Origin of the sequence: Marivita sp. S6314, assembly GCF_023015985.1 — a bacterium.
GTDB lineage: Bacteria > Pseudomonadota > Alphaproteobacteria > Rhodobacterales > Rhodobacteraceae > Marivita.
In genome coordinates this window covers 432,841-445,193 of record NZ_JALKAO010000002.1, presented here as the reverse complement: position 1 = coordinate 445,193, position 12,353 = coordinate 432,841, and the positions used below count along the sequence as shown (strand labels likewise).

Genomic DNA, 12,353 nt, shown 5'->3' with positions numbered 1-12,353 from the left:
GCAGTTTTCTCGATATTAGAACGGCACAAAGCCGTCTGTCAGTTCGTAAGACTTCACAGCCAAGAGCGGTTGCTCACCATTGTAGGAAAAGACGAACACATGCGCGAGGTCGGAGGCGAGCGTCATTCTGCAAAACATCACCTCCGTGTCGAATTCCGCCGGGCACCCTTCAAGGTCGACATGTTCGACGGAGGCCTCGAAGACCTCATAGGAGAATGCGCCGTTTTGCAGATGGTTTGTTTCGCCATGGTCCGTTGATCCCGATCCAGATGCGCTTGCCGCACCGGCAACAAAAACCAGCGCAGGAAGCGCATTTTTGACTGAAATTTTCATTTCTGATTCCTTTTGTCAGGTATTGCACTTAATTACTGACAAAAATAGTCGGAAATAACAATTCCTAATTTTGGTAGCGTTGAAACGGGATGGGTTCACAGGGTTCGCGCCAATTGATCCAGCAGGCCAAAGGTGGTCCCCCACCCGTCGTGAAATCCCATCTTTTCATGCTCGACCTTCTTGGCGGCATCGCTGTGCATCACGTGGGCGGTGTAGAGCGTGCCACCGTCCTGCGGGATCAACCGCACATCTGCCGTCATGAACGCCGGTGTCGGTGCCGGGCGAAACCCTTTCAGGCAACCATCGGTAAAGACCAACCGACGGCAGGGCTCTGCCAGCAGAAAACAACCATCGTTTTCCATCAGCGTCCCGTCGGGCAGTTTCATCACGTTGAACGCCCGCCCGCCGGAACGCAGATCGTTGTCGACCTCGGTCACTTCCACGGGTGGGGGCACGAACCATTGCTTGAACAGGTCCGGCTCTTCCCAGCAGCGCCAGATCGCTTCCGGGCTTGCCCGCATCACCCGCTCGATCTGCAGGTCGGTTTCGGGATTGAACGTCATGCGAAAGCGTCCTCTTTGATGAACCGCTCCAGCCGGTCCAACCCGCTGTTCCAGCCCTGCTGGAAGTCGTCGCGCATGTCGCCATCCGTCAGCGGTGCGAGGCCCACATCAACGGTCAGTGTCGTGCCATCGCCTGCAGCGACCAACGCATAAGTCACCAGAGTGACCGCAAACCGGGTGCCGCCCGCGCTGATGGTTTCGGTGAAACAGGCCAGATCAGGGGCGGAAAGATGATACCAGTGTGTGTCCACCACAAATTCCGGATTATCCGCAGGTCCGCACCGGTGCCGCTCCTGGCCACCTTCGCGCAGGTCGGCTTTTTCGAGCACAAGAGTCGCCTTGTCCGAAGGGGCGCCCCAAAGCTCTCGCGCCTTGGGTTCGGTCAGCAACGACCAAAGGCGCTCCGGTGGGGCGGCGATTGAGCGGGTCAGTTGAAAATGGGCTCCGGGTTGGGTCATTGCGGTTTCCTTTCAAGAGCTTCTGCAAGGGTTTGCAGCCGGTCCAGCCGTCCCTCCCAGAGTTTGCGTTGCCGGCTTAACCAATCCTCCGCCGCCCGCATGGGTGCGGCCTCGATGTGGATCATCCGGGTGCGCCCGGTTTTCTGCGAGGTCACAAGCCCTGCATCCTCCAGCTTGCGAATGTGCTTGAGGAACGACGGCATCGCCATCGCGTGCGGCGCATGCAGGTCCGACACCGAGGCCGGACCTTTCAAAAGCGTTTCAATGACCGCCCGGCGGGTTGGGTCTGCCATTGCCGAAAAAACAGAATCAAGTTGGTTAGCCATATGGCTAAGTAATCAGTCGTCCACAATAGAATCAATTAAAACTTAGCCAAATGGCTAATGAATGCCGCGAAGCTGGTCTTTCTAACCGTCTGACGCTTTGGTCAGCCGAACACCGACCAGCCCGTGAACCGCGCCAGCCGCTCGGCCGCCTCGGTCCCGACCATCGAATTCCCCCAGGCGTTCAACCCCGGTGACCAGATGCCCACCGATGCCCGCCCCGGCACCACCAGCAGGATGCCGCCGCCAACGCCCGACTTGCCGGGAAGCCCGGTGCGAAAAGCGAAGTCGCCCGATCCGTCGTAATGCCCACAGGTCATCATCAGCGCCGCAATCCGGCGGCGTCGCACCTCGGACAGCAGCATCGGTGCATCAGGCAGACCGGCAAGGCACCGACCCGACAGCGCCAGTTGTTCGGTGGTCATTTCGATGGCGCATTGGTGAAAATAGGTGCCCAGCACACGATCCGGTGTTTCGCGCAGGTTGTCGAAACTGCGCAGATAATTGGCCAGCGCCACGTTGCGGAACCCGGTGGCTTTTTCCGATGCGGCGACACTCGCATCGATATGGATGTCGTCATCCCCGGCACCATCGCGGATAAATTGCAGGATTTCCGACAGCGCTTCTTTCGGCGCGCGCCCGGCCAAAAGCACATCCGTTGTGACAAGGGCACCCGCATTGATGAACGGATTGCGCGGGCGCCCGTGTTCCTGTTCCAAAAGCAGGATGGAATCAAAACGATCCCCCGACGGTTCCCGGCCCACGCGGTTCCACAGGCTGTCACCAAAGCGCGACAAGACGCAGGCCAGTGCATAGACCTTGGAAATCGACTGGATCGAGAACCGGGTCCGGGACTGGCCCGCGCTGATCAGACGGCCATCGGCCAAAGCCACGGAAATCGCAAACTGCGCCGGATCGACGCGCGCCAGTTCGGGGATGTAATCGGCCACCTTGCCCCATTCGCCACGCGACATCACGTCAGCGGCCAGCGCGTTGAGGAAGTCAGGAAGGTCATCCAGCCGGGTCATGCACAGATGCTACTTCAAAACCCCGAAAGGTCCACCTACGGTGCGCCCATGTCTGATCCCCGATTCATCCACCTGCGCGTCCATTCCGAATATTCGCTGCTTGAAGGCGCGATGCGGCTCAAGAAACTGCCCGGCCTGTGTGTCGACAAGGGCATGCCCGCGGTGGCGCTGACCGACACCAACAACCTGTTCGCGGCCCTCGAATTCTCGGTCGCGGCAGCAGGGGCGGGCATTCAGCCCATCATCGGCTGTCAGGTCGATCTGCGCGTGTCCGATCCTGCGCCGGGGGAACGGGCAAAACCACCCGCACCGCTGGTGTTGCTGGCCCAGAGCGAAGCGGGCTACGAAAACCTGATGAAGCTCAATTCCTGCCTCTACCTGCGCCGGGACGGAGAGCTTCCCCATGTCACGCTTGACGAATTGCAGACCCACGCGGACGGCGTGATCTGCCTCAGCGGCGGGCCGGACGGGGCCATCGGGCGCGTTCTGCAACAGGGCAACCGCGCCCTTGCCGAAACGCTGATGCAGCGCCTTGCCACCACCTTTGGCGACCGGCTTTACGTCGAATTGCAACGCCATCCCGGCGACAGCGGGTTACCGGACAGCGAACGGCTCACCGAACGGCATTTCGTTGAAATGGCCTATGCGATGAACCTGCCGCTGGTGGCCACCAATGATGTCTACTTTCCGAAGTCCGACATGTACGAGGCCCACGACGCCCTGATCTGCATCGCCGATGGCGCTTATGTCGACCAACAGGAAGACCGCCGTCGCCTGACGCCGCAACACTATTTCAAATCGCCGCGTGAAATGGCGTCGTTGTTCGCGGATCTGCCCGAAGCGATTGAAAACACCGTCGAGATCGCCCAGCGCTGCGCCTTCATGGCCTACCGCCGGGATCCGATTCTGCCGAAATTTGCCGATGACGAGGTCGAGGAACTCAAGCGACAGGCGCGCGCGGGCCTCAAAGACCGGCTGGCCGTGATCCCGCATGCCGCATCGGTCGAAGACTATGAAAAGCGGCTCGAATTCGAACTCGACATCATCGAAGGCATGGGCTTTCCGGGCTATTTCCTGATCGTTGCCGACTTTATCAAGTGGGCCAAGGATCAAGATATCCCCGTGGGGCCGGGTCGTGGCTCCGGTGCGGGCTCTCTGGTTGCCTACGCGCTCACCATTACCGACCTAGACCCGCTGCGCTATCAGCTTCTTTTTGAGCGGTTCCTGAATCCCGAACGTGTGTCAATGCCCGACTTCGACATCGACTTCTGCATGGACCGCCGCGAAGAGGTGATCCGCTACGTGCAGGATAAGTACGGCGCTGACAAAGTGGGGCAAATCATCACCTTCGGCGCGCTGCTGTCCAAGGCCGCCGTGCGCGATGTGGGTCGCGTTTTGCAGATGCCTTACGGCCAGGTGGACCGCCTGTCCAAGATGATCCCGGTCGAGGGTGTGAAACCGGTGAGCATCGAAAAGGCGCTCAAGGACGAACCGCGCCTGCGCGAGGCCGCGCGCGAGGAAGAGGTGGTGGACCGGTTGCTGACTTACGGCCAGCAGGTCGAGGGACTGTTGCGCAACGCCTCCACCCACGCTGCCGGTGTGGTGATCGGGGACCGCCCGCTGGACGAGCTTGTGCCGCTCTATCAAGACCCGCGCTCGGACATGCCGGCGACGCAGTTCAACATGAAATGGGTGGAACAGGCGGGGCTGGTCAAGTTCGACTTCCTTGGCCTCAAGACGTTGACCGTCATTCAATACGCGCTCGACATGATCGCCAAGGCGGGACGTCCCCTGCACATCGCCGCGGACGGGACCGAACTCTATCAGCCCGCCGAGGGTGCCGAGAACGACATCGGCCATATCCCGCTGGATGACGAAAAGAGCTACAAACTCTACGCTGCCGCCAAAACTGTCGCCGTATTCCAAGTGGAAAGCTCGGGCATGATGGATGCGCTCAAGCGCATGAAGCCCACCTGTATCGAAGACATCGTGGCCCTTGTGGCGCTCTACCGTCCCGGCCCGATGGAGAACATCCCGACCTATTGCGAGGTCAAGAACGGGTTGCGTGAACGCGAATCCGTGCACCCGCTGATCGACCATATTCTTGAAGAAACTCAGGGCATTATCGTCTATCAGGAACAGGTGATGCAAATCGCGCAGGTCATGGCGGGTTACAGCCTTGGCGGCGCGGACCTGCTGCGCCGCGCGATGGGCAAAAAGATCAAGGAAGCGATGGATGCCGAACGCCCCAAATTCGAAAAGGGCGCGGCGGAAAACGGGGTTGATGCCAAGAAGGCAAGCGAAGTTTTCGACCTGCTGGAAAAATTCGCCAATTACGGCTTCAACAAATCCCACGCCGCTGCCTATGCCGTGGTCAGCTACCAGACCGCGTGGCTGAAAGCGAACCACCCGGTCGAGTTCATGGCCGGGGTGATGAATTGCGATATCCACCTGACGGACAAGCTGGGCGTCTTCTTCGAAGAGGTTAAGAAAGGGTTAAGCCTGCCCTGGGTGCCGCCCTGCGTGAACCGCTCTCAGGCGATGTTCGACGTGCAGGATGGCGCACTGGTTTACGCGCTGGGCGCGTTGAAAAATGTCGGGGTCGACGCCATGAAACTGGTGGTCGAAGGCCGTCGCGTGGACGGACCGCAAGGGCCGCAAGACAAGCCGTTTGCCACCCTGTTCGACTTTGCCCGCCGCGTTGACCTGAAACGGGTTGGCAAGCGACCCCTGGAGATGCTCGCCCGGTCGGGATCGTTCGATCAGCTTGATCCCAACCGCCGCCGTGTCTTCGAAAGCCTTGATGCGCTCGTGGCCTATTCCGCAGCGATCCATGACCAGCGCGCCTCTGCGCAGGTGTCGCTCTTTGGCGAAGCGGGGGACGACCTGCCCGAACCGCGCCTGTCGCCGGTCACCGATTGGTTGCCTGCTGAACGGCTGTCGGAAGAATTCAAAGCGGTGGGGTTCTACCTGTCCGGGCACCCGCTGGATGACTACATGACCGCGCTCAAACGCAAGGGCGCGATGACGCTGGATGATGTGCTGGAAAAGGCGCAAGGCGGCCCTTGCGTGGTCAAGATGGCGGGCGTCGTTGCCGGGCGGCAGGAACGCAAGTCGGCCCGTGGCAACCGGTTTGCCTTTGCGCAACTGAGCGACCCGACCGGCGCCTACGAGGTCACGCTGTTCTCGGACACGCTCGAAGCCGCCCGCGATCATCTGGAAACCGGCAGCAAGGTGATGGTGACGGCCGAAGCGACGCTTGAAGCCGACCAGCTCAAGCTCTTGGGCCGGTCTGTGGCCCCGGTTGACGTGGCCGTTGCCGACGCGGTGAGCATGGGGTTGCGGATCTTTGTCGATGAAGCGGCAGCCGTGCCGCATGTGGCGTCGGTGCTGGCGCGGGCAGCGGACCAGATGCCAAAGGCCGGGCGCGGACCAATCCGGATTTGTTGCCTCAACGCACCGGGGTTGCCCGGCGAAGTGGATGTCGCGCTCGCCAAGGAATTCCCGGTCACGCCGGAAATCAAGGGCGCGATCAAATCGCTTGGCGGTGTCTTGATGGTCGAGGAACTGTGACGCGCCGACACAGCGAAACGCCGCTTGAGCTTCTGGACGCCGGAGTGAAGCAACGCTAACCTGTCGCCGACCGGTTGGGGGGTATCATGAAACGTTTCGCTGCGATGCTATGCGCTGCAGGTCTTCTGGCTGGCTGCGCCTCTGATCCCTTGCAGGGTGTGCCGCGTCTGTCCGAAGCGGATGTGAGCGAACAGGAAATCCAGTCGGCCCTGCGCGGGGACGCGGAGACCACCGAACCAGTCGTCACCACCGAACCCGAGCGCCGGACCGGGTTCTTTGGTCGCTTGTTGGGCGGACCCGCGCCGTCGTTCGCGGAACCAGCCGAAACAGCCATACCAACACAGACATCGGAGCCTGAGCCGGTGGCCACAGCAGAGGCCACACCGCCACCGTATCAACCCCAGGGCGGACTGCTTGGCTTCCTGAGCCGCGCCGCCAATTCCGCGCGCGCGGCCGAGGACACCGATCCGGTCGAGCTGGCCGCTGCGCCGCCGCAAACGGCCACAGACGCCACCCCGAACCGGCGCTCCTCGCGGCGCGGGCCGAAACCGGGGGCACCGGATTACCAGGTTGTCGAGATGGGAACGGTCTTGCCCTACGGTGTTCTGGCACGGGTGTGTAACGTGCGAAACAGCCAGCTGGGCAAGCGTGTCGAACAATACCCCGAACGCCGCAGCGCCTATGCAATCTACGATTCCAACCCCGGCAACACCGCGCCGCACACCTTTTACGTGACCGGCTTTGACGATGGCTGCGTGCGCCAGTTCACCGCAGCGCTTGCAATGTTCGGGTCGCCGCAAACGCATGAACAATTGCGCTATGGCTTGCCGTCGCAGGTGCAGCCCTATTCGCAAACGGACGCCGCATATGAACGTCTGAAATCACGGGTGTGCCGGGTGGGGCGGGGCAAGCCGTGCGGGTCGGCGATGACGCGTTTGGCGCGAAACACCGTGTTTGTCAGCGTGTATGAACGGTTCGGGTCCAATCCCGTTTGGAAGACGATCCTGCTGCATGATGGCGAAGTGGTGGAAACCGATATTCGCAGCAATTGACGGGGGCGGGTTTTAGTAATGCGGTGGGCGTTCATCGCCCAGCACAATTCCGCCCGTCCCTTCCGCCTCGCGCTCGGCTTCACGCATCATCAGCATTGTGACGCGCGCCGTCAGGCGGTCGATCTCCTTGGCCTGCGCGGCCACGGTGTCAGACAGGTCTTCGGTCAGGCGCGTCAAATGCGCGATGCGTTCTTCGAGGGCGGTGATATCCATGCCGCAGAGATGCGCACGGGCGGGCGCAAAGGCAAGTGAAGAATAGGTCAGGATATGCGCCTTTTTGTTTCGCACGCGAAACATTGGGTCCGGATCGGACCCTTTAACCGTTTGTTAACGATGATCCCCCGCGCCGCATTGCTTGCCCCCAAGGGTGCAAATGGATAGAGGAAGCGCGACACTTTCCCATCCGGACGTAAAGCATGGCCAAGCAGAAAAAAGCTCCACGCCCCAAGGCGCAAACGCCGAAGGGGTTTCGTGACTATTTCGGCACCGAAGTGACAGAGCGCGCCGAGATGCTGAACAAGATCGCCGAAGTGTATCACCGCTACGGGTTTGACGCGCTCGAAAGCGCCGCCGTGGAAACGGTTGAAGCGCTCGGGAAATTTCTGCCCGATGTGGACCGGCCCAACGAAGGGGTGTTCGCCTGGCAGGAAGAGGACAACGACTGGCTGGCGCTGCGCTATGACCTGACGGCGCCGCTGGCGCGGGTGTATGCGCAGCACCGCAACGATCTTCCGTTGCCCTATCGGCGCTATGCGATGGGCCCGGTCTGGCGCAATGAAAAGCCGGGGCCGGGGCGCTATCGCCAGTTTTATCAATGTGATGCGGATACCGTCGGGTCGGGGTCCGTTGCGGCGGATGCCGAGATCTGTGCGATGCTGGCCGATTGTCTGGAAACCGTGGGAATCCCGCGTGGTGATTACGTGGTGCGGGTGAACAACCGCAAGGTTCTGAACGGTGTGCTTGAGACCATGGGGCTGAACGAAGATGCGCAGCGGGACGCCGTGCTGCGGACCATCGACAAGTTCGACAAGGTCGGCGAGGCCGGTGTGCGCGACTTGCTGGGCAAGGGGCGGCTGGATGCCTCGGGGGCCTATATCGACGGTGTGGGGCTGACCGATGATCAGGCCGGACCCGTTATCGCGTTCTTAACCTCCAAGGGCGACACTGCCGCGCAAACGATTAAGAATCTGAAGGCAGCGGTCGGTGACAGTGCGATTGGCGCAGAAGGTGTGGCAGAGCTTGAGCAGATCGCTGATCTGCTGGATGCTGGCGGGTATGGCCCTGACCGGATCGAAATTGACCCTTCGGTGGTGCGCGGCCTTGGCTATTATACCGGACCTGTGTTCGAGGCTGAACTTACCTTTGAAATCCTTGACGAAAAAGGTCGCAAGCGGCAGTTCGGGTCGGTGGCAGGCGGTGGACGCTATGACGATCTGGTCAAACGTTTCACCGGTCAGCCGGTCCCCGCCACGGGCGTCAGCATCGGTGTAGATCGCCTGCTGGCAGCGCTCCGCGAAAAGGGCCGGATTGGCAGCGACAGCCACGGCCCCGTGGTGGTGACGGTGATGGACCGCGACCGGATGGGGGATTACCAGGCCATGGTCGCTGAGTTGCGCGCGGCTGGCATCCGGGCCGAGGTGTATCTGGGCAATCCGAAGAATTTCGGCAACCAGTTGAAATACGCGGACAAGCGCAATGCCCCGGTTGCGGTGATTGAAGGCGGTGACGAAAAAGCAAGTGGCGTGGTCCAGATCAAGGATCTGATCCTTGGGGCCAAGATCGCCGAAAGCGCATCGCTCGAGGAATGGCAGGACCGGCCCAACCAGTTCGAAGTGCCGCGTTCGGAGTTGGTGTCGAAGGTGCGCGAGATCCTCGAAAGCTATCGCTGATGTCGAACACGCCTGACAAACGCCAGGTTCGGTCCGAAGCCGAACGCCTGAGTGCTGCTTTCGCCGCCCGGGGTGCCGACCGGTTCGAGGCCGACATTCTGTTTCCGGCGGAGGTTCTGCTTGACCTCTATGGCGAGGATATCCGCGCCCGCGCCTATGTCACGTCGGACCCGGCACAGGGCGAAATGATGATGCGCCCGGATTTCACGGTGCCGGTGGTGCAGTATCACATGGCCGGGGATGGCAGCCCGGCCTGTTACACCTATGCCGGAGAGGTGTTCCGGAAACAGGAGGACCACCCGGACCGCCCCAGTGAATACATGCAGGTGGGGTACGAGCTATTTGGCGGTGCAGATGCGGCAGCTGCGGATGCGGACGTATTCGCGGTCTTTGTTGAAGAGCTTGAGCCGTTGAACCTGCGCGCGGCGACCGGGGATATCGGCATCCTGATCGCGATGGTGTCGCATTTGCAGGTATCGGCAGAGCGGCGCGCCGCTCTGATGCGGCATATCTGGCGTCCGGCGCGCTTTAATGCGTTGGTCAAACGGTTTGCCGGGATCACGCCGGTGCCCGCGTCGCGCGTGTCCTTGCTGGAACAGGCCGATCCGATGGCGCAGGCCGGTCCGATGATCGGGTTGCGTGGCGAGCACGAGATCGCGACGCGGATCGCTGCGTTGCGGGCGGATGCGGATGAGCCGAAGATGTCGTCTGAAGAGGTCGCGCTGATCGCGGCGGTACTGTCGGTGTCCGAGACATGCCCGAATGCGTTGGCGCGGTTGCATGATATCGGCGTGGATATGCCGGGCATTCTGCCTGCGCTGGAGCGGTTCGAAGCGCGGTGCGCAGCGCTGGCGCGCCGGGGTGTCGATGTGGATCGCTTGCGGTTCGAGGCCTCCTATGGACGGACCTCGATGGAGTATTACGACGGGTTTGTGTTTGGCTTTTACGCCGAGGCCCGGCCGGATTTGCCCCCGGTCGTGACGGGCGGGCGCTATGATGCGCTGACGCACCGGCTGGGCAACGGTCACGAAATCCCGGCGGTGGGTGGCGTTGTGCGCCCTGATCTGACCCTGATCCTTGGGGGTGCGGCATGAGCATCAAACTGGGGGTGCCGTCCAAGGGACGGCTGATGGAAAAAACCTTTAACTGGTTCGGATCGCACGGCGTGACGCTCAGCCGGACCGGGTCCGACCGTGAATACGCCGGGGCCGTCGACGGGATTGACGGTGTGGAACTGGTGCTGCTGTCTGCCGGAGAAATCCCGCGCGAACTGGCGGCAGGCCGGATTCATCTGGGTGTGACCGGCAATGACCTGATCGAGGAAAAGCTGGTGCAATGGGACCAGAAGGTCGCTCCGCTGGCCGGGTTGGGGTTCGGGCACGCCACGTTGATCGTTGCTGTGCCGCAATGCTGGGTGGATGTGGACACGCTGGACGATCTGGACGGTGCTGCGGCGGCATTCCGCGCGCGGCACGGGTTCCGCATGCGGATTGCAACCAAGTATCACCGCTTGGTGCGGGATTACCTGCGGCGCGGCGGGGTGGCGGATTACCAACTGGTCGACAGCCAGGGCGCCACGGAAGGCACGGTGAAGAACCTCACCGCAGAAGCGATTGCGGATATCACTTCGACGGGCGAGACGCTGCGCGCCAACCACCTCAAGATCCTTGAAGAGCCGCCGGTTCTGGAAAGTCAGGCGACCTTGTTCCGCAGCCGGGTTGCGCAAAAAACCGAAGCGGAGCGGGAAACGCTGCGCAATCTGGAGCGATTGCTCGGCGTCTAGGCCCGGCGCGCGCAGAAGCGGTTCAGGCGGCGTGTTCGAACAGCTGGCGCAGGTTGACCCGCGCGCGCAGGCGTGTCGCCAGAAGAAACAGACCGGCCGCTTTGCGTTGCAGGAACAGAACCTCGGTCGGGGGAATATGCTGGATCGCGCGATTGCGCCCCAAAGCCATGCCCCGGTCGCGCAGGGATGCGACAAGATCGGTGTTGCCGAAATCGAAACCAGAGGCCTGTAGCATCGGGCCGTTGGCGAGGGCGACCATATCCATGATCTCGCGCCGGACCTCTTTGGGGAGGGCGTCGGACAAGAGGCCAAGATCGGTCAGCGCCTGTGCGATTCCGTCCAGATCGTTGTCGAGCGCGGGGGACACGATCGCCCGTGACCGGGCCACCAAGGGTGCCGGAATGGCGCGCGTGGCGCCGAAATCGAGCAGGACAATCTTGCCGCTGCCGGGCTGCCAGCGGAAATTGGCGAAATTCGGATCGGTTTGCACCAGTTGGAACGCGAAGACTTCGCGCATGAACAGACGGATCAGCGCATCGGCGACGTGATCGCGGCGATCCTGCGGAGCATCTTCCAGCGTGTCGAGCGGTTCGGACGGGACAAACTCCATCGCAAGGATGTCTTTGGTGCTGAGATCGGCATGCCAGTCCGGCACGATGAAATCCGGATCGTCCCTGAGTAAAACGCCAAACCGTTGCAGGTTGCGGGCTTCCTGCGCGTAATCGGCTTCGTCGTGCAATTGCTGACGCGCGTCTTCGAGGAACAGCGCAAGATCCATGTCTTTTGGCATCATGCCGGACAGTTTCATCAGGCTTGCAAGATTGCGCAGGTCGCTGTCGATGCTGTCGCGGATGCCCGGGTATTGAACCTTGATCGCGAGGTCTCGGCCATCGCGGGTTTGCGCGCGATGCACTTGCCCGATCGACGCGGCTGCGATGGGGCGCACATCGAAGCGCTTGAATTGCTTCATGAAATTGCGGCCCCACGCGGCGGTGAGCACCGTTTTCAGTTGCGACGGTGGCATGACATGCGCCTGGGATTGCAGGGGGCGTAGAACGGCGGCCAATTCGGGTGTGAGCAGATCACCCGCTTCGAGCGACAACAATTGGCCCATCTTCATCGCCGCACCGCGCATCTGGGACAGCTGATGGGTCAGGCGCTGGGCGTTGGACGGGGTCAGCAACAAATCGCGTGGCGACGGGCGCTGACCGCGCAGCAGATGTTTGGCTCCGGTCATCGCGGCGGATCCGAGAAGGCCGCTGGCCAGACCTCCCATGCGCACCGCGCGGGCGGTGCGTCCGGTTGGGACGGCTTTGGCCTTGGGGTCGGGCATGTCGCTCATGACCGCTGA

The 12,353-nt window shown here is 61.7% G+C and carries 12 protein-coding genes; 5 read left to right on the top strand and 7 right to left on the bottom strand.

Annotation, left to right across the window (positions count from 1 at the left end):
- Positions 1-15: 15 nt before the first annotated feature.
- From MWU54_RS06675 to MWU54_RS06655, 5 genes are all read right to left on the bottom strand, one after another.
- Positions 16-333, bottom strand: coding sequence for a hypothetical protein (locus MWU54_RS06675; protein ID WP_247081616.1), 318 nt, complete (start codon positions 331-333; stop codon positions 16-18).
- 95 nt (positions 334-428) lie between these two features.
- Positions 429-896 (bottom strand): SRPBCC domain-containing protein, encoded by a 468-nt coding sequence (locus tag MWU54_RS06670; RefSeq protein ID WP_247081615.1) that lies wholly within the window; start codon positions 894-896, stop codon positions 429-431.
- Positions 893-1,354 carry an SRPBCC domain-containing protein gene (locus MWU54_RS06665; RefSeq protein WP_247081614.1) on the bottom strand — a complete coding sequence of 154 codons (462 nt, stop codon included), beginning with the start codon at positions 1,352-1,354 and terminating at the stop codon, positions 893-895. The genes MWU54_RS06670 and MWU54_RS06665 overlap by 4 nt, the downstream gene beginning before the upstream one ends.
- The gene (locus tag MWU54_RS06660; protein ID WP_281495998.1) at positions 1,351-1,680 is read right to left on the bottom strand and encodes a metalloregulator ArsR/SmtB family transcription factor; all 330 of its coding nucleotides are present in this window, start codon (positions 1,678-1,680) and stop codon (positions 1,351-1,353) included. Before MWU54_RS06660 ends, MWU54_RS06665 begins: the two co-directional genes overlap by 4 nt.
- A gap of 101 nt (positions 1,681-1,781) precedes the next feature.
- Positions 1,782-2,705 (bottom strand): glutaminase, encoded by a 924-nt coding sequence (locus tag MWU54_RS06655; RefSeq protein ID WP_247081612.1) that lies wholly within the window; start codon positions 2,703-2,705, stop codon positions 1,782-1,784.
- Between the two features lie 48 nt (positions 2,706-2,753).
- On the opposite strand from MWU54_RS06655, the gene dnaE reads away from it, so the two are divergent.
- A complete protein-coding gene (gene dnaE, locus MWU54_RS06650) occupies positions 2,754-6,278 on the top strand; it encodes a DNA polymerase III subunit alpha (protein ID WP_247081611.1) in 3,525 nt (1,174 codons plus the stop codon).
- 86 nt (positions 6,279-6,364) lie between these two features.
- On the top strand, positions 6,365-7,330 hold the full coding sequence (locus tag MWU54_RS06645) for a hypothetical protein (protein ID WP_247081610.1): 966 nt from the start codon (positions 6,365-6,367) through the stop codon (positions 7,328-7,330).
- A 12-nt stretch (positions 7,331-7,342) separates the two neighbouring features.
- Here MWU54_RS06645 and MWU54_RS06640 read toward each other — a convergent pair whose 3' ends face one another.
- Positions 7,343-7,537, bottom strand: a complete 195-nt coding sequence (locus MWU54_RS06640; RefSeq protein WP_247082196.1) for a SlyX family protein — start codon at positions 7,535-7,537, stop codon at positions 7,343-7,345.
- 209 nt (positions 7,538-7,746) lie between these two features.
- On the opposite strand from MWU54_RS06640, the gene hisS reads away from it, so the two are divergent.
- Genes hisS through hisG form a run of 3 tightly spaced genes read left to right on the top strand, consistent with a single transcriptional unit; the run spans position 7,747 to position 11,002 of the window.
- Positions 7,747-9,219, top strand: a complete 1,473-nt coding sequence (gene hisS, locus MWU54_RS06635) for a histidine--tRNA ligase (RefSeq protein ID WP_247081609.1) — start codon at positions 7,747-7,749, stop codon at positions 9,217-9,219.
- A complete protein-coding gene (locus tag MWU54_RS06630) occupies positions 9,219-10,313 on the top strand; it encodes an ATP phosphoribosyltransferase regulatory subunit (protein ID WP_247081608.1) in 1,095 nt (364 codons plus the stop codon). The genes hisS and MWU54_RS06630 overlap by 1 nt, the downstream gene beginning before the upstream one ends.
- The gene (hisG, locus tag MWU54_RS06625) at positions 10,310-11,002 is read left to right on the top strand and encodes an ATP phosphoribosyltransferase (RefSeq protein WP_247081607.1); all 693 of its coding nucleotides are present in this window, start codon (positions 10,310-10,312) and stop codon (positions 11,000-11,002) included. Before MWU54_RS06630 ends, hisG begins: the two co-directional genes overlap by 4 nt.
- A gap of 22 nt (positions 11,003-11,024) precedes the next feature.
- Here the strand turns inward: hisG and MWU54_RS06620 are convergent, their stop codons facing one another.
- Positions 11,025-12,335 (bottom strand): AarF/ABC1/UbiB kinase family protein, encoded by a 1,311-nt coding sequence (locus MWU54_RS06620; RefSeq protein ID WP_348647615.1) that lies wholly within the window; start codon positions 12,333-12,335, stop codon positions 11,025-11,027.
- Positions 12,336-12,353 lie beyond the last annotated feature (18 nt).